The 24573-nt window shown below is 56.7% G+C and carries 18 protein-coding genes; 12 read left to right on the top strand and 6 right to left on the bottom strand.

What is annotated here, in order from left to right:
• Nucleotides 1–77: 77 nt before the first annotated feature.
• The 3 genes from pstS to GFU70_RS15375 all read right to left on the bottom strand — a co-directional run bounded on the left by pstS (nucleotide 78) and on the right by GFU70_RS15375 (nucleotide 2038).
• Nucleotides 78–1094, bottom strand: coding sequence for a phosphate ABC transporter substrate-binding protein PstS (gene pstS / locus GFU70_RS15385; RefSeq protein ID WP_116642090.1), 1017 nt, complete (start codon nucleotides 1092–1094; stop codon nucleotides 78–80).
• A gap of 264 nt (nucleotides 1095–1358) precedes the next feature.
• Nucleotides 1359–1724: a YidH family protein gene (locus tag GFU70_RS15380; protein ID WP_153388360.1), complete on the bottom strand. Its 366-nt coding sequence runs from the start codon at nucleotides 1722–1724 to the stop codon at nucleotides 1359–1361.
• 134 nt (nucleotides 1725–1858) lie between these two features.
• Nucleotides 1859–2038 carry a hypothetical protein gene (locus GFU70_RS15375; RefSeq protein ID WP_058542978.1) on the bottom strand — a complete coding sequence of 60 codons (180 nt, stop codon included), beginning with the start codon at nucleotides 2036–2038 and terminating at the stop codon, nucleotides 1859–1861.
• 145 nt (nucleotides 2039–2183) lie between these two features.
• On the opposite strand from GFU70_RS15375, the gene GFU70_RS15370 reads away from it, so the two are divergent.
• Both GFU70_RS15370 and GFU70_RS15365 read left to right on the top strand, forming a co-directional pair.
• Nucleotides 2184–2489: an NIPSNAP family protein gene (locus GFU70_RS15370; RefSeq protein WP_058542977.1), complete on the top strand. Its 306-nt coding sequence runs from the start codon at nucleotides 2184–2186 to the stop codon at nucleotides 2487–2489.
• Between the two features lie 76 nt (nucleotides 2490–2565).
• Nucleotides 2566–3213 (top strand): DUF998 domain-containing protein, encoded by a 648-nt coding sequence (locus GFU70_RS15365; protein ID WP_058542976.1) that lies wholly within the window; start codon nucleotides 2566–2568, stop codon nucleotides 3211–3213.
• Between the two features lie 41 nt (nucleotides 3214–3254).
• Here GFU70_RS15365 and arsH read toward each other — a convergent pair whose 3' ends face one another.
• Nucleotides 3255–3989, bottom strand: coding sequence for an arsenical resistance protein ArsH (arsH, locus tag GFU70_RS15360; protein ID WP_058542975.1), 735 nt, complete (start codon nucleotides 3987–3989; stop codon nucleotides 3255–3257).
• 206 nt (nucleotides 3990–4195) lie between these two features.
• Here arsH and GFU70_RS15355 point away from each other — a divergent pair, with 206 nt between their 5' ends.
• A complete protein-coding gene (locus GFU70_RS15355; RefSeq protein WP_058542974.1) occupies nucleotides 4196–4912 on the top strand; it encodes a class I SAM-dependent methyltransferase in 717 nt (238 codons plus the stop codon).
• A 23-nt stretch (nucleotides 4913–4935) separates the two neighbouring features.
• Here GFU70_RS15355 and GFU70_RS15350 read toward each other — a convergent pair whose 3' ends face one another.
• Together GFU70_RS15350 and GFU70_RS15345 are read right to left on the bottom strand one after the other, a co-directional pair.
• The gene (locus GFU70_RS15350; protein WP_064503197.1) at nucleotides 4936–5097 is read right to left on the bottom strand and encodes a DUF2986 domain-containing protein; all 162 of its coding nucleotides are present in this window, start codon (nucleotides 5095–5097) and stop codon (nucleotides 4936–4938) included.
• A gap of 137 nt (nucleotides 5098–5234) precedes the next feature.
• The gene (locus GFU70_RS15345) at nucleotides 5235–8159 is read right to left on the bottom strand and encodes an RHS repeat-associated core domain-containing protein (RefSeq protein WP_153388359.1); all 2925 of its coding nucleotides are present in this window, start codon (nucleotides 8157–8159) and stop codon (nucleotides 5235–5237) included.
• A gap of 243 nt (nucleotides 8160–8402) precedes the next feature.
• On the opposite strand from GFU70_RS15345, the gene GFU70_RS15340 reads away from it, so the two are divergent.
• The 9 genes from GFU70_RS15340 to GFU70_RS15300 all read left to right on the top strand — a co-directional run bounded on the left by GFU70_RS15340 (nucleotide 8403) and on the right by GFU70_RS15300 (nucleotide 24563).
• Nucleotides 8403–8954 (top strand): cytochrome b, encoded by a 552-nt coding sequence (locus GFU70_RS15340; protein WP_058542972.1) that lies wholly within the window; start codon nucleotides 8403–8405, stop codon nucleotides 8952–8954.
• Between the two features lie 363 nt (nucleotides 8955–9317).
• Entirely contained in the window at nucleotides 9318–9800 is a 483-nt protein-coding gene (locus GFU70_RS15335) for a formate dehydrogenase subunit gamma (protein WP_064106920.1), read from the top strand.
• The gene (locus GFU70_RS15330) at nucleotides 9794–11353 is read left to right on the top strand and encodes a formate dehydrogenase beta subunit (RefSeq protein ID WP_153388358.1); all 1560 of its coding nucleotides are present in this window, start codon (nucleotides 9794–9796) and stop codon (nucleotides 11351–11353) included. The genes GFU70_RS15335 and GFU70_RS15330 overlap by 7 nt, the downstream gene beginning before the upstream one ends.
• Nucleotides 11350–14226: a formate dehydrogenase subunit alpha gene (gene fdhF, locus GFU70_RS15325; protein ID WP_058542722.1), complete on the top strand. Its 2877-nt coding sequence runs from the start codon at nucleotides 11350–11352 to the stop codon at nucleotides 14224–14226. The genes GFU70_RS15330 and fdhF overlap by 4 nt, the downstream gene beginning before the upstream one ends.
• Complete coding sequence (locus tag GFU70_RS15320; protein ID WP_058542721.1) at nucleotides 14223–14444, top strand: formate dehydrogenase subunit delta; 222 nt, start codon at nucleotides 14223–14225, stop codon at nucleotides 14442–14444. Before fdhF ends, GFU70_RS15320 begins: the two co-directional genes overlap by 4 nt.
• Before the next feature lie 331 nt (nucleotides 14445–14775).
• The gene (locus GFU70_RS15315; protein WP_058542720.1) at nucleotides 14776–15090 is read left to right on the top strand and encodes an ArsR/SmtB family transcription factor; all 315 of its coding nucleotides are present in this window, start codon (nucleotides 14776–14778) and stop codon (nucleotides 15088–15090) included.
• A gap of 21 nt (nucleotides 15091–15111) precedes the next feature.
• A complete protein-coding gene (locus GFU70_RS15310; protein WP_058542719.1) occupies nucleotides 15112–15972 on the top strand; it encodes a DMT family transporter in 861 nt (286 codons plus the stop codon).
• Nucleotides 15973–16112: 140 nt separating this feature from the next.
• A complete protein-coding gene (locus GFU70_RS15305; RefSeq protein ID WP_193034248.1) occupies nucleotides 16113–19145 on the top strand; it encodes an AMP-binding protein in 3033 nt (1010 codons plus the stop codon).
• Between the two features lie 42 nt (nucleotides 19146–19187).
• Nucleotides 19188–24563, top strand: coding sequence for a type I polyketide synthase (locus tag GFU70_RS15300; RefSeq protein WP_153388356.1), 5376 nt, complete (start codon nucleotides 19188–19190; stop codon nucleotides 24561–24563).
• The last annotated feature ends 10 nt before the right edge of the window (nucleotides 24564–24573 follow it).

The following is a 24573-nucleotide window of genomic DNA, read 5'->3' as shown; positions in this document are numbered from 1 at the left end:
ATGTTTTGTCTGCTCACAAACAAACCCCTTCGCCAGGCAAAACGTGCTTGAGGAAGGGGTGTTTTAATGTTGCCGGATCAACGGGCGAAGTCAGACTTCCAATAACCTTCGATCCGCTTCACCAGGGAGTCAGGCAAGGCGACATAGTCCAGTGCCGATGCCTGCTGCTGGCCGTTCTCCAACGACCATTTGAAAAAGTTGAAGGCAGCTTGGCTTTGCTCGGCATTCTTTGGCTGTTTGTACATGATGATCCAAGTGGTCGCCGTGATTGGCCATGCGCTATCGCCAGGTGCGTTGGTCATGATCAGGTTGAAGTCCTTGGCGTTAGCCCAGTCTGCGGTATCGGCAGCTGCTTGGAACGCTTTGGCATTGGGTTGAATGAATTTCCCGGCGGCGTTCTTCAACTGTGCGTGCGTCATCTTGTTTTGCAAGGCATAGGCGTACTCAACGTAACCGATTGAGTTTTTGATCTGTTTTACGTAGGCAGATACACCTTCGTTGCCTTTGCCACCCACACCAACGGGCCAAGGGACGGTGGTGCCGAAACCGATTTTCGATTTCCAACCATCACTCACCTTGGAGAGATAGTTGGTGAAGTTGTAAGAGGTACCAGAGCCGTCAGAACGGTGAACGACAGTGATTTTGCTGTCAGGCAGTTTCACGCCCGGGTTCAGTGCGACGATAGCCGGGTCGTTCCAGACAGTAATCTCACCAAGGAAGATTTTCGCCAGGATCTCACCGTCGAGCCTCAATTGGCCCGGCGCGATCCCCTCAATGTTCATCACCGGCACGATGCCTCCAATGACACTGGGGAATTGACCCAGACCACCGGCCTTGAGGTCATCGGCAGACAACGGGGCGTCGGACGCACCGAAATCTACTGTTGCAGCCTTGATCTGAGCGATACCGCCACCCGACCCAATCGACTGGTAATTGATACGGTTGCTGGAGCTTTTGCTGTAGTCCTGCGACCACTTGGACAAAACCGGGTAGACAAAGCTGGAGCCTGCACCGTTAACATCGGTTGCATGAGCAAGGCCACTCATGCAGAGGGACGCCAGCAAGACAGACAGGCTTTTTTTAGTCAGCAACATCACGACAACACCTCAATGAAAGGAGTTAAGTGGAGGAACCCACCTATCGGAGAAGTGACGATTTAATTCTTTAAATATTTCTGTCTGATGACAATTCCGGTGCATTCAGCAATATTTTGAAATAAATTCGAGTCGATCAAATTCGCGCGCTTACTCGTCGAAAAAAGGTCGACCGCACCAGTCGACAGCCCATGGGGTGCCGTTGACCCTCGTATGCCGAAGTGATTGCGGGAAGCCGAGTGAGGTCAGGCAGGCCAGCCTTGCTCACAGAATGGACAAATAGGCCATGAGCAAAACGCCCAGGATTGCAGTACCGACATTAATGCCAGGGCCAGCATTGACGCTGTAGCCAAGGGGGATCTCAGCGGGCTTGAGGGTTTTGACCACCTTTTTGTATTGCCAGGACGACCAGCAGGCAACCCATGAGCCCAGCGTCAGAAAAGCCAGTCCGATCCAGAGCGAAACATGTTTTCCAGGGGCGGCCACAAGGCCCGGCTTTAGCATCTGCAACAGTAGCCCGGATCGTTCAATCACAAAGCCGAATGCCATCAGTGAAAGGCTGGTTCGGTTCCATGCCAGCAACGTTCGTTCAGCGGCAAAGAACACGCGTGGATCGTTCAGGTCGGACATTTAAATCTCCTTGTTCAAGCAGGGTTTGAAACTGCTCCGCTCAGAACGGTTTTAAACAATAGCAATCTACTTGTACGTTTATACATCCAGCTGTTGGGGTTGGCGCGCATGGCCTTTGGCAGGGTGTCGAACCACTACCTCAAGCGTCCAACTGCCCTTGTCAGGCTACGATGGCATTGATAGATGCTGGGGATGCAGCCCCGCATGATTGCCGCGTCGCTGACAGTCGTTTCCTCCAGTGGCGGCAGCGTAAAGCCGAGGAATCCTGTGCGCTCAAGACTCACCAGATCCTCAAGGGCCAGGCGTTCATCCATGGTGTTTCGATCCTGGTTGATGATTGATCGTTGGCGTCAGGCACTGCGATGAGCAACGCAGTTGTTCAGCTAATGGTAATCATCGACGACATGCCTCGTATCCTGTGTAGAATCCGTTTTTTCCGATTTTCAAAGGATTGAGCCCATGATTACTTGCCATGTCAGGTATGTCATTGACCCCTACCAGATCCCAGCTTTCGAGAGCTACTCCCGCCAATGGATTGAAGTGGTGATCCGAATGGGCGGAAAACATCATGGCTATTTCCTACCTGCCGAAGGCGCCAACAACATCGCATACTGCCTGTTCAGCTTTTCCAGCCTGGCCGAATATGAAAACTATCGAAGGAAAGCCGAACAGGATCCGGAGTGCGTTGAATTGGTGACCCAGGCGACGGAACAACGATTCATTCTGAGTTATGAGCGTAGTTTCCTGCGCCCTGTCCTTGATTGAGCAGGTGGATGCTTGAATCAATGCCAGAGTTCACATCACCACAAACGGACATCACAACGACACGGAGTGTCACAGCATGAAAACCATTGATCGTGCTTTGCTAGGCGCTGGAATACTGATTCCGTTCTGGCTGTTTTTGGGGGTTACGCTGACTGCGCGGGCCTATCCAGGCTACAGCCATCTGGATCAAGCCATGAGCCAACTAGGCGCCGTTGGAGCGCCAACCCACAGCTTCTCTGCTTGGGTGAACAACTTTCCGCTGGGTGTAATGTTCGTGCTTTTCGCAATAGGTGTGGCGAGACGGTTCAAGGCATCGCGTATGGCCTTGCTTAGCGCGGCACTGATACTCATCCATGGCTTGGCAAGCGTTACGGCCGGCTATTTTTCCTGCGATCAAGGCTGTGCGCCGGTTCAACCGTCAGTCTCGCAACAGAGCCACAATTTTGCGGGGCTGGTGATGTTCATCTCGCTCACTCTGGCGGGAGCGCTGTGGACGTTCCTCGGCAAGGCGCTGCTCGCATCGTCCAGGTTCGCAATGATCTCGGCGATCTGCGTAGTCCTGGCCATCGCGACGGTTATGTTGATGGCGACGGCATTGGCCGACGGTCACTTGTTCGGCCTGTACCAGCGACTCAATTACGGGGTTTCGGTGGTCTGGATTGCGTCATTGGCCGTAGCTGCCCTTCAGTATGAGGCCGATGTTAATGCAGCGTACGTCCGTTAAAGTCCTACATCACACCGAAAAACTCGCCACTATCGCTACGCCTAGATAGACCTCTGGTTAACGCGTTTGGAGAGCGCTTCGGCGCTTTCCTTGCGCTCGGAGTAGCGGTCTACCAAATAGGTTTCTCTGCCGCGCACCAGCAAGGTGAACTTCATCAGTTCCTCCATGACATCGACGACCCGGTCGTAATAGGACGAGGGTTTCATGCGCCCGGCTTCGTCGAACTCAAGGAAGGCTTTGGGGACGGAGGATTGGTTGGGGATCGTGACCATGCGCATCCAGCGACCCAGTACGCGAAGTTGATTCACGGTGTTGAAGGATTGCGATCCGCCGCATACCTGCATCACCGCCAACGTCTTGCCTTGGGAAGGACGAACCGCGCCCAGCGCGAGCGGGATCCAGTCGATCTGTGCCTTGAACACTGCCGACATCGAGCCGTGGCGTTCTGGTGAGCACCAGACCTGGCCTTCCGACCACATCACCAAGTCGCGCAGTTCCTGGACCTTGGGATGATCGACGGGCGCATCGTCCGGCAGCGGCAGCCCGGACGGATCGAAGACCGCGGTTTCGGCGCCCATGAGCTCCAACAGGCGCGCCGCTTCGCGGGTTAGCAACTGACTGAAAGAGCGCTCGCGGGTTGATCCGTACAGTAAAAGTATGCGCGGTTTATGTTCTGGTTCTGCGCTCTTTGCGAGTTTTTCCGGTGTTGGTGCGTCGAAGAGTGACAGGTCAAGATTTGGGAAGTCATGCGGGGTTTCGCTGGAGAACTCAGTCATTACACAGCTCCAATCCGGTCCAGAACATATGGAAAAAAGTATATTCGTATTTCCATATGTTTATCGCAAGCCGCAATTGGCTGGCTGCGCAAAATTCTGCTGATGAAAACAGATATTCCTTGTGGGAATGCTACGCATAAAATTAATGAATTTTTATTATCCTTAAGCGAGGCGTAGCTTGGTTTCCGGACACGGAGAACTGCGCTTTGAAATCATCCTCGTTTAATTCAGCGGAAAAATTTGATACTTCACGGGCCAACGAGTACGGCCGGCAGAGCCGCATTGCGCTCGCCGGGTACGACGCCTGCCAGGATCTGACGGCGTGCATGCTGGCGGCGACCCTTGGAAACGCGGGCTCGGCGAAAGTACTGGTGGTGGGCGCCGGCGGTACGGCGCAGGAGATCATTGCCATGGCCAAGCTGGAGCCGGGTTGGCGTTTCACTGCCGTCGATCCGTCCGGGCCGATGCTGGAGGCCGCGGAGCAGCAGTTAGCTGCAAACAACTTGCTTGAAAGAACCGCCATGCACCTTGGGCATGTTGAAGACCTGGTAGCAAACGGGTCGTACGATGCCGCTACCTTGATCGGTGTACTCCATCATCTCGATGGGGATGAAGCCAAGTTGAAAATATTGCGGTCCATCCAGGCACATCTGAAGCCGGGAGCGCCGCTGATTGTCGCTGGAAACCAATATGCGTATGCCAGCCAGCCATTACTCCTCGCGGCCTGGGGGCAACGGTGGCGACAGCATGGCGCCAGCCCGGAAGAAGTGACGGTCAAGCTTGGGAAAATTCTTCAAGGCGCCGACCCTCCACATTCCGAAGCAGCGGTTCAAAAACTGTTGAATGATGCAGGGTTCGGCCGTGCTACCCGGTTCTTCAGCAGTCTTTTCTGGGGCGCCTGGCTAACGTGCAAAACGGTCTGAGGATGGAGCTCAAACGTCGTGGATCAGCTTTCCGGGGGCGTGATGGGCGCGTCACTGGCTTCAGCCGCCAGTTTCAGTCGGTCGGCTTTGCTGATGTATTGAGGCTTGTTTTTGGGGGCCAGCTTGGCACTGGCTTTTTTGGCGTTCGCCTTCAATAACTGGTTTATTTTCTTGCGGCGATTCATTTCGTTCTGCTCAGCATGTCAATTTCCGGATGGTATCAGCTTTCCGTTTTCTCAGGATTTTTCCTGACTTTGGCAATGGGCTTCACGCGGCGCTCGAGCATGCCTGGCAGCCTTTGCTCGACAGAGCGTTTCGCCGCTTAACGCCTCATCGCCTTTCTAATCCGGGAAAAGACGCTGGCTTGTCTGGGCGGGGACGCTTGCGCTCGGCTGATCTGACTTGCAGAGCCGCCCACAGCCCGTCGCGGCGTTGATGGGGGCGATTCAACATCTGCTTTAATGAAGGAATAAGGCTGGCTTGAGATCGTACTGTCCTTCTTTATGATGTTGTCTATGGTTTTTATGTGGCTCATTATCGTTGCTAATTTAGCTTCGTTTTGTTTGGACTTTGCGCCCCAGAGTATCGCTCTTTCAAGGGGAGCAATTTGGTCGTGAAGGTTGCTAAGGGTTTCTCCGACGCTGTCTTCAATTTCTATCCCGCTGTCTCGAAAAAGCTGGGTGACACGCAGGTTTCCTTGCGTGTGGGCGACGCGGCTAGCAGCGTCATAAAGGTGGTGTTCCTTCAGGAAGCTCATTACTCCCTTGGCTCTGTCCAATTTATCATTGTGCTGCCTAAATTCCGTCACCTTGTCCACGTAATTCTGAGGCGAAGAGAACATGGTCAGGCGGATAGGGGAGGCACTACTGCCTGCGTATTGTTCAACGTAGGTGTACCCATCCGGGATAAGGTGCCCCAGCCCAGCAGGGGGTATGTAATGCCCAGAAGCATTGGTGATCTGCTGTCCTGTTATTTCACCCACAAAGTGAGGGAAACCTTTCTCGTCATCTGGGCGAATTCCCATGTGTCGTTCGGCCGTGCCCACATATATTCGGTCATCCCATATTGCGATGGGGGCATGATCAGCCGACGCGCCTGGCGCCAGCAGGTAGCTACCCTTACGGGCATAGCCAGGATCATCAAAAATATCGCCTAGAAAAGCACTTAAGACTGGATAGATGGGTTGAAATCCGTCTTGGTCGATTAAGGTGATCGGATTGTTCCTGGCCATCCTGAACCGGTTCAAACCATCGATGCCGCCCGCCGGATCCGGATTGATCCATCGACTGAGCCACGGCGCGTAATAACGGAAGCCGTAGTAATACAAGCCGGTGGCATCACGCTCCTTACCTGAATAACGCAGGGTCTTGTACGTTGCCTCGATGGCGTCACGCCCTGCCCACCAAGCCGTGCCTCCATACGGGTAGTAGCCTTCCTGGCTGAGCAGTCGCGACTGATGGTCCAGTTCAATGTTGCTGCTACCCAGGTGGTCGCTCACGCTGTAGCGCAACTGATCATTGCTCAAACCATCCGGCAGCCCGGCGTCCCAATGCAGCATTCGAACTCCGCCGAGGCCGAAGGACATGCTGATCACCTGCAAGCTTTCGCCATTCTTCGTATCGGTACGTAACTCCAGGCCGGGCAAATAACGCACCTCGGCCCGATGCGCGACCGTCCGGGCTTGGCTGCGGTGAATCTTTCTGACCCGTTGGTGGTTACCGTCATAGATATACACCTCGTCATCATTGGCCGCGTCTAATCGTTCTACCGGAGTAACGCGCTGCAACTGGTTACGCAGGTCCCAGTTCAGCACTTGTCCGGGCTGCAAATGCTGCAGATTGCCGTTGGCATCAAACGCCGAGGCCAGGTCGATCTCTTTTGGCACGCTGCGGTTGCTCAGGCCGTCCACCTGCATTTCCCTGGTGTAGGAGTGGGCGCCGACATGCCGCAATGTCGTCAGGTTATTCCCTGCGTCATAGCAATACGTCTGAGTAAATTGACTTAGCTGATTGGGATCAAGAGGTGCGGGTTGTAGCTCCGGCAAGGCGGGCCCTTGTCGCCCGATGGCGATTTCTCTGCCGGTGGCCTCAATCAATTGATAGAGCGTGTCGTAGCGATAGGTGCTTAGCGGTTCGATGCGTTGGTTATTAAAATACCGAACGGGCAGCGCCTCATCGCGAATACTGAGAATATTGCCCATCGGATCGTGGTCGTATCGCAGATCTAGCAACTGCGTGCCGTTATCCCTGCGCACAAACAGGCGCTTGAGTCGGCCGCTGAGGGGACAATAGTCGGCTGTGCTGACGACACCGTTGCCGGCGACTTCCGTCTCGACTTGAGCGAAGGCGTTGTACCCGATCATCGACAACACTACCTGTTCGGTTTGGCCAGCCAGTTGCAGCCAAACGCGACGCAAATGCCCAGCTACGCAATAGGTGAAGCGCTGGCGATGGCCCCTGGCATCGGTCTGGGTCAGGACATTACCCAGCGCATCGTAGTGGTACTGTGTAATCGCGCGCTCGGGCGCAGGTTCTAACATTGCATCGCGCAGGGATGGTTCTAGCGGCCAGTCCGGCAGCGTTTCCTGTAGCAAAAAACGTCGAGACTGCAGCAGGATACCGCCCTTCAAACCTGCCTCATGCACCTGCTGGCTGCCAGCCGGATCATCATGGCGTGTCAGCAGGCCACAGAGATTATGTGCATGGACCTCGGGTTCCCCGTAAGTCAGGCGTTCCACGCAGCGCTCAAGCTCCCCCTGGCCTTGCTCGAAGACCGCCACCGGGCGTAATGAACGGTCGTATTCGATACGTGTTTCAGTGCCCCGGCTGTCCCAGCGGTGCAATATTTGGCCCGCGTCGCCCAACAAGCTCACGCGCAAGCCCGCGTCGACATTGGTGTCAGCCAATACTTGACCGCACAGGCTATGGATCGATGTCTGATTCGCTGGTGCCGCCGATCCTCCCTCCATCAACGCCCATAGGCGCGGGTCCCAATGCGCTATCAAACGACCCAGCGTGTCATAGGCCTGGCGATTGACGCGAGGGGCGACAGGATCGTTATCGAGACGACGGTGATACTGCACTGTGCGTACCGGCAGTCCCCGCGGTTCGATCACCGACAAGACGGGGGTCGCGGCATGTATTGTCGAGGAGTAGGTCATCTGGTCTCGGCGCGAAGAATATTCATGGTCAAGGGGCTCGATGCGGTCCGTGAAAGAAGTTGAAGGACGTCCTTCGCTGCCTGTCATGATGTTTATGCGCTTGTTGGTTGGACTTTTGACCTGTCAGAACTATCAGTTTGCGAGGGCAGTTAAGACGCTTGTGTTATCAATAACAGGGAAAAACAAATATTTGGTTCTTAGAGCTTCTTGAAATGTCGGTCTTCAGACTGCCTTAAGACTTCACCTGCAAGTTGGCAGCATCGGTTCCCATCGACCGAATCGGGGCTGGCGAACGAGTCGGCAGTCCGTCAGACCTTCACGAGGCGCGTTATGACCCGCGATATTGCCGTAAACCGTTATGGAAAACTGTCGATGACCCTGCACTGGTTGATGCTGGCGCTGTTCGTCGGTGTGTATGCCTGCATTGAGATCAAGGGTTTGTTGCCCCGTGGCAGCACCGGGCGAAGCCTGTTACTGGGGTTGCACGGGCTCTTCGGGGTGAGCATTTTTGCACTGGTTTGGGTCCGCTTGTTCGGGCGCTTGACACCGCGCCCGCCGGTTACACCCGCGCCACCGGCCTGGCAGACGGGGGCTTCCCACCTGATGCATGCCGCCTTGTATGGCCTGATGATCGCGACACCGGTGCTGGCCTGGCTGATGCTGGCCGCCGGAGGCAAGCCGGTGCCGTACTTCGGGTTCTTCTTGCCGGCCCCCGTGGCGGTGGATCCCGATTTGGCCAAACAACTCAAGTACTGGCACGAGTTGCTCGGCAGCGGCGGCTACTGGCTGATCGGCCTGCATGCGGCGGCCGGTCTGTTCCATCATTACTGGGTGGGTGACAATACCCTGGCCCGGATGCTGCCGGGGCGAAATCGGTCTTGACTACTCGGTTGACGGCAATGAGTGCCGCGCTCCAAGCGTCTCTCTGACGCAGTCCAATTGCGCCGGTTTGTCAGATATGTTTGTTTGCACGAACCTATCGATCAAATCGGCTTTCCTGTTTTTGCGACTTATTTACCCCAAGTCGCTTTCAGAACACGTTTCGTCGCCCATGTGCAATCGCCAACCCCCGGGAGTGGCAAGCTGTGAGGATGCCCCGGACCAAGTGCATCTAAGACACTGGCCGGAGAGCGAGAATGGCGATCGGATGTGCCACGCGACCGTGACGTGGGCCGGCCGCCGCAGCCAAGACTCCGGACGGCTGCCGCTATGCGGCGGTGGCGTTCGAGATGCCGAGGTACGTTTATGCCCGATGAGACGCTTCACCTGCCTTTGATCCATAGCGTGCTTGCGCGCGAAAAGGACACCCCCGGTGCCTTGCTGCCAATTCTCCATGCCATCCAGGCAGGCTGCGGGTATGTCCCCGACAGCGCCGTCCCGGAGATCGCCCACGCCCTGAACCTCAGCCAGGCTGAAGTGCGCGGGGTCATCAGTTTCTACCACGATTTCCGCACCACACCGCCGGCGCGCCATACCCTGCGCTTGTGCCGGGCCGAGTCCTGCAAGAGCATGGGCGCCGAAGCCCTGGCTGCGCAGCTGCGCGAGCAACTGGCGCTGGACGATCACGGCACCAGCGCCGATGGGAGCATCAGCCTGCGGCCGGTCTATTGCCTGGGTGCCTGCGTCTGCTCGCCGGCCTTGGAGCTGGACGGGGAGCTGCATGCGCGGATCACGCCCGAGCGTCTGCGTCAGTTGGTCAATGATTGCATGGAGGAGGGCGCATGCTGACGCTCTGTATCCCCCGCGATTCTGTGGCCCGTGCCGTGGGCGCGGACAAGGTGGCCGATGCGTTGGCCCATGAGGCTGAGCGTCGACAACTGCCGTTGACGGTGTTGCGCACCAGTTCCCGTGGCCTCTATTGGTTGGAACCGCTGGTAGAGCTCGAAAGCGCCGGCGTCCGTCTGGGGTTTGGCCCCGTCACACCGGCCGACGTGCCGAGCCTGCTGGATGCGCTGGCAGGCGATCCTGGCAGCCATCCGCTGGCACTGGGGCCGGTGGAGGAGATTCCCTATCTCAAGAGCCAGCAGCGCCTGCTGTTCGCGCGCGCCGGCATCACGCAACCGCTGTCCCTGGACGACTACCGTGCCCGGGGCGGATTCCTGGGCCTGGCCCGGTCCATCCAGATGGATGGCGCAGATGTGGTCGCCAGCGTGCTGGATTCCGGCCTGCGCGGTCGGGGCGGTGCGGCATTCCCGGCGGGCATCAAGTGGCGCACGGTGCGCGATGCCGTGGGTGCACAGAAGTATGTGGTGTGTAACGCCGATGAAGGCGACTCCGGCACCTTCGCCGACCGCATGCTGATGGAGGGCGACCCTTTCCTGCTCATTGAAGGCATGATCATTGCCAGCATCGCCGTAGGCGCGACGATGGGCTACATCTACGTGCGTTCGGAATACCCGGCCGCCATCAGTACGCTGAACGAAGCGCTGCGCATCGCTCGCGACGCCGGCTATCTGGGGGCGAACGTGAGCGCTAGCGGCTGCGCCTTCGACATTGAGGTTCGTGTCGGCGCCGGCGCCTATATCTGTGGCGAAGAAACCGCACTGCTGGAATCCCTCGAGGGCAAGCGCGGCACGGTTCGCGCCAAACCGCCACTGCCGGCGATTCAAGGCCTGTTCGGGCTGCCGACGCTGGTGCACAACGTGGTGACCCTGGCCTCGGTGCCGATCATCCTTGAGAAGGGCGCGCAGTTCTATCGCGACTTCGGCATGGGCCGTTCCCTGGGCACGATGCCGTTCCAACTGGCCGGCAACGTCCGTCAGGGTGGCTTGGTGGAGCGCGCCTTCGGCCTGAGCCTGCGTGAACTGGTGGAAGGCTACGGCGGCGGTACCGCCAGCGGTCGTCCCCTGAAGGCCGCGCAAGTGGGCGGGCCGTTGGGGGCTTGGGTGCCGCCTTCGCAATTCGATACACCGCTGGACTACGAAGCGTTCGCCGCCATGGGCGCGATGCTTGGCCACGGTGGCGTGGTGGTTGCCGACGACAGCCTGGACATGGCCCAGATGGCCCGCTTCGCCTTGCAGTTCTGCGCCGAGGAATCCTGTGGCAAGTGCACGCCGTGCCGGATCGGCTCCACCCGTGGGGTGGAAGTGGTGGATCGCTTGATCGCCAGCACCGAAACCGCTGCTCGTCAGGAACAGGCCCTGCTGTTGCAGGATCTGTGCGATACCCTGCAATACGGTTCGCTCTGTGCCCTCGGTGGGATGACGTCCTACCCTGTCGCCAGCGCCCTCAAGCATTTCCCCGCCGACTTCGGTCTGGCGACCACGGAGGCCGACCAATGATCACTATCTTCGACCCCAGCAGTGATATCGACCTGGGCACCCCGGCGCGCGAAAGCGACGTGCAGGTCAGCCTGACCATCGACGGGCGCGAAATCAGCGTCGCCTCCGGCACCTCGGTCATGCGTGCCGCGGCCTTGCTCGGCACCACCATTCCCAAACTCTGCGCCACCGACAGCCTGGAGGCGTTCGGCTCCTGCCGCATGTGCCTGGTGGAGATCGACGGCATGCGCGGTTATCCGGCCTCCTGCACCACACCGGTGACCGAGGGCATGGTGGTGCGCACCCAGACCTCCAAACTCGCCGATTTGAGACGCAACGTGATGGAGCTGTACATCTCCGACCACCCGCTGGACTGCCTGACGTGCGCAGCCAACGGCAACTGCGAATTGCAGACGGTGGCGGGGCAGGTGGGCCTGCGCGAAGTGCGCTACGGCTACGACGGCGCCAATCACCTGGATGAAGCCAAGGACGTTTCCAACCCCTATTTCGAGTACGACCCGAGCAAGTGCATCGTCTGCAACCGCTGCGTGCGTGCCTGCGAGGAAATCCAGGGCACCTTCGCCCTGACGATCACCGGACGTGGTTTTGACTCTCGAGTGGCGGCAGCCGGCGGTGACAACTTCCTCGACTCCGAATGCGTGTCCTGCGGCGCCTGCGTGCAGGCGTGCCCGACGGCGACCCTGATCGACAAGAGCGTCGTGGAGATCGGCCAGCCGGAGCGCAGCGTCATCACCACTTGCGCCTACTGCGGCGTGGGTTGCTCGTTCCGCGCCGAGATGAAAGGCGAACAACTGGTGCGCATGGTCCCGGACAAGAACGGCCAGGCCAACCACGGTCACTCCTGTGTCAAGGGGCGCTTCGCCTGGGGCTACGCCACGCACCCGGACCGCATCACCAAGCCGATGATTCGCAAGCACATCAACGACCCGTGGCAGGAAGTCAGTTGGGACGAGGCGGTCACCTATGCCGCCAGCGAATTGCGCCGGATCCAGCTCAAGTACGGGCGCGACTCCATCGGGGGCATCACCTCCAGCCGCTGCACCAACGAAGAAACCTACCTGGTGCAAAAACTGGTGCGCACCGCGTTCGGCAACAACAACGTCGACACCTGTGCCCGCGTCTGCCATTCGCCTACCGGTTACGGCCTCAAGCAGACCTTGGGCGAGTCCGCCGGCACCCAGAATTTCGACTCGGTGATGAAGGCCGACGTCATCCTGGTGATGGGCGCCAACCCGACTGACGCGCACCCGGTGTTCGGCTCACAGCTCAAGCGCCGCCTGCGTCAGGGCGCACGGCTGATTGTCATCGACCCACGGCGCATTGACCTGGTGGATTCGCCTCACGCCCGTGCCGAGCTGCACTTGCAACTGCGTCCGGGCACCAACGTGGCAATGCTCAATGCCTTGGGCCATGTGATTGCCACCGAAGGCTTGATTGACCAGCCTTTTGTCGAGGCACGCTGCGAGGCGGCGGACTTCGCTCGCTGGCGCGATTTCGTCAGCCAGCCGGAAAACTCCCCTGAGGTCCTGGGCCCGGTGTGTGGCGTGCCTGCCGAGCAGATCCGCGCCGCTGCACGGCTCTACGCCACCGGCGGCAACGCGGCCATCTACTACGGCCTTGGCGTCACCGAGCACAGCCAAGGCAGCACCTCGGTGATGGGCATCGCCAACCTGGCCATGGCCACCGGCAACATCGGTCGCGAAGGTGTCGGCGTGAACCCGCTGCGTGGACAGAACAACGTCCAGGGCTCCTGCGACATGGGCTCGTTCCCCCACGAGCTGCCGGGTTATCGGCACATTTCCAACGAAACCGTACGCGCCCAGTTCGAACAGGCCTGGAACGTCACTCTGCAACCCGACCCGGGCCTGCGCATTCCGAACATGTTCGAGGCGGCCCTGGACGGCACCTTCAAGGCGCTTTACTGCCAAGGCGAGGACATCGCCCAGAGCGACCCCAACACCCAGCATGTGACGGCCGCGTTGTCCGCGTTGGAATGTGTGATCGTCCAGGACATCTTCCTCAACGAGACGGCCAAGTTCGCCCACGTGTTCCTGCCGGGCAGCTCGTTCCTTGAGAAGGACGGCACCTTCACCAACGCCGAACGCCGCATCTCCCGCGTTCGAAAGGTGATGGACCCACTGGCCGGCAAGGCCGATTGGGAAGCCACCATCGCCCTGGCCGACGCCTTGGGCTACAAGATGCACTACAACCATCCTTCGCAAATCATGGATGAAATCGCCCGCCTGACGCCGACTTTCACCCGCGTCAGCTACGCCGAACTGGATCGTCACGGCAGCCTGCAATGGCCTTGCAACGATGCCGCACCGGACGGCACGCCGACCATGCACATCGATCAGTTCGTCCGCGGCAAAGGGCGCTTCATGCTCACCGGCTACGTGCCCACCGATGAGAAGGTCAACAGCCGCTATCCACTGTTGCTGACCACCGGACGTATCCTCAGCCAGTACAACGTCGGTGCCCAGACCCGGCGTACCGACAACGTGGCCTGGCACGAGGAGGACCGGTTGGAGATTCACCCAACCGACGCCGAGAACCGCGGGATCGTCGACGAAGACTGGGTGGGTATCGGCAGTCGTGCCGGGCAAACAGTGCTGCGTGCGAAGGTGACCGAGCGGGTGGCACCGGGCGTGGTCTACACCACGTTCCACTTCCCTGAATCGGGCGCCAACGTGATCACCACCGACAACTCCGACTGGGCCACCAACTGCCCGGAATACAAGGTGACGGCGGTCGAGATCGTGCGGGTCAGCCAGCCTTCGGAATGGCAGAAGCGCTACCAGGCGTTCAGTGATGAACAAAGCCGCTTGCTCAGGGAACGTCGCCATGCCGAGAAGGCCGAGGTGCGTCGATGAGCTCTGATAGCTTGATCAAGATGGCCAACCAGATCGCTCAGTATTTCGCCAGCGAGCCGGATCACACATTGGCGGTCAATGGCGTGCGCCAGCACATCAAGAGCTTCTGGACGCCGGGCATGCGCCAGCAATTGCAGGGGTGGCAACAGATGCATCCAGAGGCTGTCCTGCACCCCTTGGTGCTGGAGGCGCTGGCGGAGCCTAAAGAGAAGACCTAGCGTCCCGTTTCGCAAATACGTTCCTTTTTGACGGCAACCGACACCGTCAAAAAGGAACAGTATTTAATGGGTGATGAGTGTGGTGCCAACGCCATGCTAAGCGTCCATGCCCCCACCTTTCATGCAAACCATCTAGGCGTCATGCATCATAAGTCCTTGGCGTTGTAGTGCCTGAAGGGCATGATGGCACTTTGCTGATGGATAGTCCCCGATCTTCTCCATTCGTCTCCGTATGCCTTGGTTCGCCTGAAGAAGCAAAGTTATAAGATAATCGTGAACGATTCACATCAATCTAAAAAAACGCATTGACATTTAGCTATATGAGGATAGGATGAAGCCACACGATAAATACATAGAGCAATCCAAAGCGTTTGCGGGTGAACCTCGAATCTTAATCCTTCAATGGCTTAAGGAGCCTCGTGCGCACTTCTCTCATCAAGTTACCGGTGATCCAGCGTTGATCGGCGTGTGCGTAACGTTGATTACTGAAAAACTCGGCATGAGCCAGCCAACTGTGAGCAGGCACTTGGATCTATTGAAACAAGCAGGCTTTTTGCGTGTGAACAAAATTGGCAAATGGGCATTTTATTCAAGAGATGAAACTGCAATCGATGAATACAAGGCTTGGCTGACGCAGCAAGTCTAATGGAGATGGAGTTTTTCCGGTATGGATGGCGGAGTTTTTGGCGGACTGATGGTTATGTTGTGCTGGGGGATTTCAGACTTTATTCAAAGTCTGATGATTCGCCAGTTAGGTACCGCAAAAACAATGCTGGTTCGCAATATATTTACCTTTGCTGTGGCCTCCCTCTTGGGGGCATATTTGATCATGTCACACCAGCTCAGGTTCGACACCAGTGCCGTGTTGATTATTACCTGCAGCTCTGCCGCCTACGTATCAGGGTATTATTTCTACATGCGAGGGTGTGAGGTCGGAAACTTGTCCTTGGTTTCTCCGATTGCTTCTACCTATAGCTTGGTCACTATCCTTTTCTCCATCATTTTTCTACAAGAAAGGTTGGCCCCGGCTGCCTGGACTGCCGTATCTATTATTTTTATTGGTATTGTCATGACATCCGGCAATATCTTCCGCTCACTGCGTGGCGGCTCGCAAGGGTTCCTCCAAGCTATCTTGGCCATGGCCGGCTTTGGTGTGGCCTTTTTTATTCTTGGTTTTTCCGCAAAAACACTTGATGTCACGAATGCTTTCTTTTATTCGGCATTAACTCAGGCTGTTCTTTTTACTTCATTGGCGCTGATCAGGAACGGCAAGCTGGAAAAAGGCGACGTAACTCAGCGTCGCGGGTGGATTTTCTTTGCGCACTCTTTGTTAGTCAATGCAGGCTGGGTGTTTTATATATTCGCCTCCAAGGTGGGTGATCTATCGTTAGTGACGCCTATCAGTTCGGTATACTCCGGTGTAACGGTGTTGCTAGCTATCGTGATCTACAGAGAGATAACGACGGTGGTGCAGAAGGTTGGGATAGGTACTGTTCTTGTTGGCGTATTTTTACTAAGTTACAAATAATCGAAATTTACCCATTTTCCGCTCATCGCTTTAAGGAATGACTAATATTGTTGTGCTGAATGCATCAGGTAGTCATTTAGTACTGCATGCATAACCCATTTAGATTCTATGTACCGATCACGGTAGAAGGAGTTCTTGGAATGATGCAGCCGCCAATACCCCCCGTTAATTACTCACCCGTTTCACTGGACCTTGTTGCCAGAATCGATACATGGGCGAATCAGCACCCCGAGAAAACAGCAATAATGTCTCGAGGACAGCCGATTACCTACGCTGAACTTTCAAACCGAAGAAAGGCACTCGCCAAACACCTTGCCCGCGAAGGCTTTGGATTGGGGAGCAAGATTGGGATCTACTTGCCCCGGGAGCCTGATCTGATCGTCGCGCTGACTGCGGTACTGTCGATAGGGGCAATCTTTGTTCCGCTCCCCCCGGATTCGCCATTACAGCGTAATGAGCTTATAGCCTCGCTCGCCAACCTCGATGCCGTGATTAAACCTCAATCTGTTGATCTTTTACGATGGCCGGTGGACGCTTTTTTAAATATCGAGGACGTCGATTGGAGCGATTCGACGCTGCCCTTTGACCCCGTTATCGATGATGTTTCGCTTGCCTATATGCTGTTCACTTCAGGCTCAACGGGTCTCCCCAAGGGCGTGATGGTCCGTCGGCAAAATCTTGCCTATTTTTTATCTGCGATCAATGAGGTGATCAATTTTTCGGCATGGGGCGCGCTGGTTTCCACGACGACCTACGGCTTTGATATTTCCATCCTGGAATTTTTTCTGCCCTTGGCTCAAGGTGGAACGCTGTACTTGGCCAGTGAGCAACAGGCCAGGGACGGACAGGCGATCGCGAAATTACTTGATCAATGTGACCGTGCGCTGCTTCAAGCCACCCCAGCCACCTGGAGACTGCTGATAGCAGCAGGGTGGCCCCGCACCTGCGCCGTCGGAGCGCTGTGTGGCGGTGAAACATTACCCGTCGATCTGGGTAAGAAGATCTTTCAGTCGGCGCGGGCGGCATGGAACCTTTATGGACCGACAGAAACAACGATTTGGTCTTTCTGTCACAGATTGCAGGCCGACGACTTTACCGGTTCTGCCACAAGTGTCCCCATAGGCCAGCCGTTGCCTGGCACTCACTATCGATTGTGTCCGTCAAATGACCCTTTAGAGTCCGAACTGGTGATTGAAGGGCCTGGGGTCAGTGCCGGTTATTTCAATCGGGACGATCTGACGCTGGAGAAATTTCAAACAACTGAAGCAAAGAGCAGCACTTCAGTGGCTTACTACACCGGCGATCGGGTTCGACGCCAGCCCGATAACTCCCTGGTTTTCATCGGACGTAAAGACCGCCAACTGAAGTTGAACGGTTACCGTATCGAGCCGGGCGAGGTCGAGGCCGCCCTTTATAAGTCCGGCCTCGTCAGCCAATCGGTCGTCACGCTTGTGGAACACGCTCATGATGACCACAGGCTGGCAGCCTATGTCGTGCTGGATAATAAAGTGTTGGGGCAGCAGCGCGATGCCGATGCCGGGGTCTGGCTCGACGTGTGGGAAGCGGCTTATCTGTCGGCGCAGAAAAATGAGATCGCCAGTGCCGAAAGTGGTTACACCTCAAGTTTCTCCGGCGAGTTGATCCCGGACAGCGATCTGCGTGAATGGGTGCAGGCGACAGCTTCTCGTGTTCTGGCTTTCTCAGGCCATTCAGTGCTGGATGTAGGCTGCGGTATCGGGATGACTGGAGCCGCGCTGCTGGAAAGCGGCGTTCGGCGTTATGTAGGCTGCGATGCTTCTGAAGCGGCGATTGAGTCCGCGCGACGACGGCTGGAGGCGGCCGGTAGCAATACAGCCTCATTTGCGCTGGTAAAAATGGCGGCTCATGAGCTTGATGCGCTGGGTGAGGCACCTTTCGACGTCGTACTTCTGAACTCCGTCATTCAGTACTTCCCAGGCATTGATTACCTTGTCGATGTGCTTCAAAAAGCATGCACGTTGTGCAAAGACGGTGGCGTGATTGTGATCGGAGATGTTCCCTACGAGTCTCTGAAACACGTCCTGTCCGCTGCCGCGAGTCGTACCCGCAAAAAGTTGCAGCGTGCACTCCCCATGATCGGAGAAGGGGAGTTGTGGCTCGATCCTTTGCAAATCAAGCAAGTGGCCTACACGCTTGAGCGAATCGTCAACGTAGAGACCGAGTTGCGAGCAGGGCAAGGTAGCGATGAAATGACTCGTTATCGTTACGACGTCATCATAAGGCTCGACACGGATGACCGAACAATCGTAGAACCGGTTACACGCTACTCGTATCAACATGAGCGTCTATACGAGCAAGACCTGAGTCAATGGTTGGCATCCGCCCCTTCGGCGTTTGTGCTTACAGGTGTTCCAAACGCTAGAATCAGCCTGGACCTGCAGCTTTCCCGAAACGCTCCCTCAATCATCCCAGACGAAGCTTACGACCCCGAATACTTTCGCCGCTGGGCCTCCAGCCGCCATCGTCAAGCCAGGGTGCGCTGGAACGATAGTCTCCCCGCAGGAACGATGGATGTATTCGTGGGGCCGCATAACAGCTTGGACCCCACTTTCGAACCTCGCCCTGCCGTGGGTAGCGCGCGGGTTGAGCAAGCCTTTGTCAGGGAAATCGACGACCTCGCTATCCGGCAAGATGTCATTGAGAAACTCAAAGACTCCCTCCGAACCCATGTTCCCTCGTACATGATTCCCGCCCATTTTGTTTTCCTGGAGCGTTTCCCGCTCACGTTCAACGGAAAGCTGGATGTCGCAGCGCTCGAGCGGCTAGCGCCTCACGTCCAACCCAGGCCATCACAAGCAGACGATCAACCGTTGTCGGTAAAACAGCGCCTGACGCGAATATGGTCCGACATCCTGATGACCCCTTCGGTACATCCCATGCGAAGTTTTTTTGCCCAGGGAGGTTCCTCTCTGCTCATCGTAAACCTGACCAGGACGTTGAACGATGCCTTCGGTTTGAACCTTCAAGTCACTGAGCTTTTTGAAGAAAACAGCATCGACGCTCAAACGCGTTTGATTGGCAGAAAGCTGGGGTTGGATGACGCCTCGCCCTCGAAGTTGGGCCCTTCTTCCAGTATGAGCCGCAGGAACGCAGCCATTAAATCAGCGGCTCGTAAACGCCAGAAGCAGCTATAGGCGCCGCGCGGCTAAGTCACCATCAATTTGGGAGAGAACAGGATGAGCGAGATCAGATATCACGGAAATGAGATTGCCGTTATTTCCATGGCTTGCCGATTCCCGGGCGCCGACTCCATCGAGCAATTCTGGGAAAACTTAACAGCGGGTCACGAGTCCATTGAGCCTGTTTCTCTGGGCTCCTTGCTGGAAGCGGGTGTTCCGGCTGAACGGGCCAATCGGGAAGACTACGTTGCCATGGCGGCGCGTCTGAATAATGTCGATCGGTTCGATGCTGGTTTTTTCGAAATGTCAGCACGCGAGGCAGCGATTACCGACCCCCAGCACCGACTGTTACTTGAGTGTGCCTGGGAGGCGTTGGACGCTGCGGGATTTAGCAAGGACCGTGAGGCGTTGAACATTGGCGTGTTCGCTGGCGCAGGTAACAACGGTTACCTTCACACCAATGTTATGGGGGAGGAGGACGTCTGCGAAACCGGCTTTTTGGACAGCAGCGCCGGTTTCATGAATTTGTTGGGTAACGATAAGGATTACCTGTCGACACGGATTGCTTATAAATTGGGGTTGCGTGGTCCCGGTCTAAACATCCAGACGGCATGCTCGACTTCGTTGGTCTCGATTCATATGGCGTGCCAAAGCTTACTCCTGGGCGAGTGCGATGTTGCATTGGCCGGGGGCGTGACCGTTCTGGTGCCCCATGCCCAGGGTTATGTCTACCAAGAGGGGATGATCCAATCGCCAGATGGACATTGTCGGGCGTTCGATTGCGCGGCGCAGGGCACGGTCTTTGGAAGTGGCGCCGCACTGGTCACTCTCAAGAGGCTTAGTGATGCACTGGAAGCGGGTGATCCCATTCAGGCTGTAATTAAGGGATCGGCCATCAATAACGACGGTTCCAAGAAAGTCAGCTTTGCCGCCCCCAGCTCCCAAGGACAAGCTCAAGTCATTGAACGGGCACTTGAGAATGCGGAGGTAAGCGCTGCGACTCTCGACTTTGTAGAGACTCATGGTACAGGCACCCCATTAGGCGATCCGATAGAATTCAAAGCGCTGATGGACGTGTTTACACAGCACGGTGCCAAGGCAAACACCTGTGCATTGGGTTCGGTGAAAACCAACATCGGTCATCTCATCGCAGCAGCTGGCGTGGCGGGTTTTATCAAGACTGTGTTGGCGCTCAAGCACCGGACGATTCCCGCCACGCTGCACTTCAAGAGCGCCAATAAAGACATCCATCTTGACGGCAGTCCGTTCTTTATCAGCGCCAAAACCCTCCCATGGCCGACCACCGATTCACCCCGCCGCGCAGGCGTCAGCTCCTTTGGGGTGGGCGGTACGAATGCTCATGTCGTTCTTGAGGAGGCCCCCCTGACATCGGCGCATTCGCTGACTGAGTCCGGCAGCCCCTACCTTCTGGCTCTTTGCGCGAAGGATCGTGACGCCCTGGCGGACCTCATCAACCAGTACCGCGAATGGCTCGAACGCCCGGCTGTGTCGTCGCTGCGCGATATCTGTTACAGCGCCCGTGCCGGACGGGCAGAATTCCCTTTTCGATACGCCGTGTCGGCCCGCCAGCCAGAAACCCTTCTGACAAAACTCCAACAGCAAGACAAAGATATTCACTGGGTCGACCCTGCCAAGGAGACCGGGCTGGTTTTCGTGTTCACGGGGCAAGGTGCTCAATTTCCAGACATGGGCAAAGATCTCTACCAGCATAACGAGGTGTTTCGAACCTCTATTGATCGTTGCGATTCTATCGCGCAAACCTGCATGGGAATATCCCTGCGCACGATCCTTTTTCCTGCACCAGGCGATGAAGCTGGGCTTATAGATCAGACACGCTATGCGCAACCTGCCTTGTTTGCGTTGGAGTATTCCCTTGCACAGGTTTGGCTGAACGTTGGCGTTGTCCCCGATATTTTGCTTGGGCACAGTCTCGGTGAATTTTCGGCGGCTTGTGTGGCGGGTGTGTTCAGTCTTGAGGACGGTATGACCCTGGTCGCCGAGCGTGGGCGCCTCATGCAGGCGCTCCCCTTGGATGGCGGAATGTCCGCCGTCTCGCTGAGCCACGACGAGGTGCGCAAGTTGCTGGCTCAGCATGCCATTGATCTGAGCATCGCAGCCGTCAACGCCCCTGGCAACGTAGTGGTTTCCGGCGCCCTGAGCGAGTTGAGCAGACTCTACTCAGTGCTCGACACTCTGGGTACCAAGTACACGCGCCTGAATGTCTCCCATGCGTTTCATTCCGAACTGATGGAACCGATACTCCAGCCCTTTGCCAGCGTTCTGGGGCGCACCAGAATGTCGGCACCCCGCTATCCACTGATCAGCAACGTCAGCGGGGAGATAACCAAAGAGCACCTAATGACGTCGGAGCATTGGCTTGACCATGTTCGCCAGCCGGTACGCTTCATGGACTGCATCCAGAGCGCATTCGAAATAGGTGGCCGGACTTTTCTGGAGATCGGGCCAAAGGCGGTGTTGTCGACGATTGGAGCGGCATGCCTGCAACCTGATGACGCCGACCAGACCACCTGGATAACGAGTCTGAACAGCAAGGTCGCTGATCGCGAACAAATGCTGGAAAGCGCGGGGCGCTTGTTCGAGGCCGGGATTGAACTTGACTGGGAGGTCCTTTTAGAGGGGGCGACGGCGACGCGCGTAGACACGCCAAGCTACCCATTTCAGCGGGTGCCCCATTGGATAGGCCCTCGCGTTTCGGCAAAGCCTCAGTGGATGACGGCCGTGGACTGGGTGCAGCACCCCATCAAAGCTCAAGTAACCCATGACGATCAGAACGTCACCGGGGTCTGGCTGTTCATTGGAGGGACGAGTGAACTCGTCCAGGGTATCCGCAATGGCCTGTCAATTCGTGACGAACACTTTGTTCGCGCTATATTCGCGACCGATTGCTGCCGGATCAGCGCCAATACCTGGCACATCAGGTCCGACTCCCCCTCGGATATCCACGAGGTGTTTCGAACACTGCCCATTTCAGCGCGCAACCCGCTCAGAGGCGTTGTTCACCTCGGTGGGACCGAGCAACGGTCCGCAGACAACCATCCCTTGGATAATGAAGACCTTGGTGCCCTGAATGCCGGTCTCTATAGCGTGTTGGCCACGTTGCAAGCGCTGACGACCAGCTCCAGACCAGAGGCTGCCAGGCTTTGGATCGTAACGCGTGCAGCGGTAAACGTGAGTTCCGCTGCTTCATCGATCAACGTTTCGCAGGCCACACTTTGGGGGCTGTCCAAAGTGATCGCGCAGGAAGAGCCGGCTGTTTGGGGCGGTTTCATAGACTTGCCACCGAGCATCGAGGATGTCGGTGCCGATCTGCTTCTGGCATCGCAATTGATTCTTGCAAACGGGCAGGAAGATCAATTCGCTATTCGTCATTCCAGCGTTCATGTGCCTCGACTCATAGAGGTGTCGCCAGCTAAATCGAGGCCTATGGCGCTAAGTCCGGATGCGACCTATTTGGTCGCCGGTGGGCTGGGTGGGCTAGGGCGCGAGGTCCTTGCATGGTTAGTGGAAAAGGGGGCCCGTCATTTGGCGGTGGTCGGACGCAAATCACTGGAAGCGACTGGCTCGACCGTGCTGGAAACGTTTAGACGCCAGGGCGTGGAAATCGACTATCTCACTATGGATATCGCATCCCGTGAGGCTGTTGAGCCGCTGATGTCGTATATAGGTGCTCTGCAATGGCCGCTACGAGGTGTGCTGCAGTTGGCGGGGACTGTTGAAGATGCTGTCCTCTCGAAATTGAGCACATCCTCTCTCAGGCATGTCTTGTCGCCGAAGCTGCAGGGCACCCAGGTGCTGGACCATGTCACCCGCGCCCAGTCGCTGGACTTTTTCGTAGGCTTCTCGTCAATTAGCGCGTCGCTGGGGTTCAAGGGCCAGGCGAACTATGTTGCGGCCAATAGCGCGATGGACGCCATCATGGAAAACCGCGCTGGTTCGGGATTACCTGGTTTAAGCATCGCGTGGGGACCTTGGTCATCCGAGGGCATGGCCAGTCGGGTCGATAAGGTGTTCAAGACGCGTCTGTCGACGTTAGGCATCAATTACATTACTGCGAAAGTCGGCCTGCAAAAGTTGTGGGACAACCTGGGTGCACAAGGTGTCGTCGGTATAGCACCGATCGACTGGGCGCCCTATAAGGCGCATTTACAATCCAGCGATTGGCCGTACCTATCGCTTATTGATGCGCAACACTCAGCAGACAAAGCAATCGTGGAGCGCGACACCGTTCCCTTTCTCGAGGCTGTGTTGTTGCTGGATGACGAGCAAAGACAGGCATTCATCCGGAGCAAGTTGATGTCTGTTGCGGCCCGGGTTGCAGGCAGTCTCGATGCCGACGCAAGTCCAGTGGACAAGTCGCTCACAATGATGGGCTTTGATTCGTTGATGACCGTTGAATTTCGCAACAGCCTAAAAAAGCTCGGTATTAACTTTCCCCTGGACAGGCTTATCGTCGGTGCCACCCTCAGCGACATCAACGACTTCGTACTTGAGCAGCTTGAGGCGGTCCGTCAATGCAACCCAACCGAGCGAGCAAGCAGTAGCCCTCCTGAGCCGCAAGCAGTGCAGACATCGGACTGTGTGGTTATCCCAATCCCTAGACCAGAAGCAACGCTTCGCTTGTTTTGCTTTCCCTATGCAGGCGGCGGGCCCGCGGTATTCAAGGATTGGGCGGGCCGGTTGCCCAATCATATCGAGCTTTGCTTACTGCAACTGCCCGGTCGTAATGCACGACTGAGGGAAAAATCTTACACCCGCATGGAAGAACTGGTGACAAAACTGACACCTGATCTGATCCCCTATCTAGACCGGCCGTTCGCATTCTTTGGTCTGTGCTTGGGCGGTGTACAGGCATTCGAGGTGGCTCAACGCCTGGTCAATGTACATAACCTGCATCCGACACATTTGATTTTCGCAGGGAGTCGGGCACCGCACTTTTACAACGAGCATCAATTCGCTTCCGATGTACTGCAGTTCAACTATGAGTCGGATCGTGAGCCCGCGGTGAGCGATGACGGCGAGCTCATTGCGATGCTCAAGGAAATGAATTTTGCCAACAATCAAGCACTGTTCGATGACGCTGAAATGCGTGATTTGATGCTTCCCATCATCAAGGCTGACTATGAAATAAATAATACCTATCTGTACGAAACCAGCCCCCGTCTCGAGGTCCCCATTACCTCTATTGGAGGGCGTATCGACCCTTACGCCACGGGCGTTCACATCACCGGCTGGCGTGAGCATACGACTCATGCGTTCAAGTCGGTGTTCTGTGCGGGGGACCATTACTTCGTGGAAGGGCAGCGCGATCTGATAGCCAGTATCGTGGTGGAAACCCTCGCCACTTCCTCCAATTCAAAAAACAGCCACTCAGCAGAAACCGTCCATCAATAGGAGAGTTCAA

Source organism: Pseudomonas brassicacearum (assembly GCF_009601685.2).
Classification (GTDB): Bacteria; Pseudomonadota; Gammaproteobacteria; order Pseudomonadales; family Pseudomonadaceae; genus Aquipseudomonas; species Aquipseudomonas kilonensis_B.
This window is presented reverse-complemented; position numbering and strand designations above follow the sequence as displayed.

Bases quoted from the DNA above. Each gene is read 5' to 3' on its own strand.
- GFU70_RS15380 (WP_153388360.1), bottom strand. From the start codon at position 1,724: ATGTCCGACCTGAACGATCCACGCGTGTTCTTTGCCGCTGAACGAACG.
- pstS (WP_116642090.1), bottom strand. From the start codon at position 1,094: ATGTTGCTGACTAAAAAAAGCCTGTCTGTCTTGCTGGCGTCCCTCTGC.
- GFU70_RS15375 (WP_058542978.1), bottom strand. From the start codon at position 2,038: ATGGATGAACGCCTGGCCCTTGAGGATCTGGTGAGTCTTGAGCGCACA.
- GFU70_RS15345 (WP_153388359.1), bottom strand. From the start codon at position 8,159: ATGACAGGCAGCGAAGGACGTCCTTCAACTTCTTTCACGGACCGCATC.
- GFU70_RS15320 (WP_058542721.1), top strand. From the start codon at position 14,223: ATGAGCTCTGATAGCTTGATCAAGATGGCCAACCAGATCGCTCAGTAT.
- GFU70_RS15305 (WP_193034248.1), top strand. From the start codon at position 16,113: ATGATGCAGCCGCCAATACCCCCCGTTAATTACTCACCCGTTTCACTG.
- GFU70_RS15340 (WP_058542972.1), top strand. From the start codon at position 8,403: ATGACCCGCGATATTGCCGTAAACCGTTATGGAAAACTGTCGATGACC.
- GFU70_RS15315 (WP_058542720.1), top strand. From the start codon at position 14,776: ATGAAGCCACACGATAAATACATAGAGCAATCCAAAGCGTTTGCGGGT.
- GFU70_RS15350 (WP_064503197.1), bottom strand. From the start codon at position 5,097: ATGAATCGCCGCAAGAAAATAAACCAGTTATTGAAGGCGAACGCCAAA.
- GFU70_RS15335 (WP_064106920.1), top strand. From the start codon at position 9,318: ATGCCCGATGAGACGCTTCACCTGCCTTTGATCCATAGCGTGCTTGCG.
- GFU70_RS15310 (WP_058542719.1), top strand. From the start codon at position 15,112: ATGGATGGCGGAGTTTTTGGCGGACTGATGGTTATGTTGTGCTGGGGG.
- GFU70_RS15330 (WP_153388358.1), top strand. From the start codon at position 9,794: ATGCTGACGCTCTGTATCCCCCGCGATTCTGTGGCCCGTGCCGTGGGC.
- GFU70_RS15370 (WP_058542977.1), top strand. From the start codon at position 2,184: ATGATTACTTGCCATGTCAGGTATGTCATTGACCCCTACCAGATCCCA.
- GFU70_RS15365 (WP_058542976.1), top strand. From the start codon at position 2,566: ATGAAAACCATTGATCGTGCTTTGCTAGGCGCTGGAATACTGATTCCG.
- arsH (WP_058542975.1), bottom strand. From the start codon at position 3,989: ATGACTGAGTTCTCCAGCGAAACCCCGCATGACTTCCCAAATCTTGAC.
- fdhF (WP_058542722.1), top strand. From the start codon at position 11,350: ATGATCACTATCTTCGACCCCAGCAGTGATATCGACCTGGGCACCCCG.
- GFU70_RS15300 (WP_153388356.1), top strand. From the start codon at position 19,188: ATGAGCGAGATCAGATATCACGGAAATGAGATTGCCGTTATTTCCATG.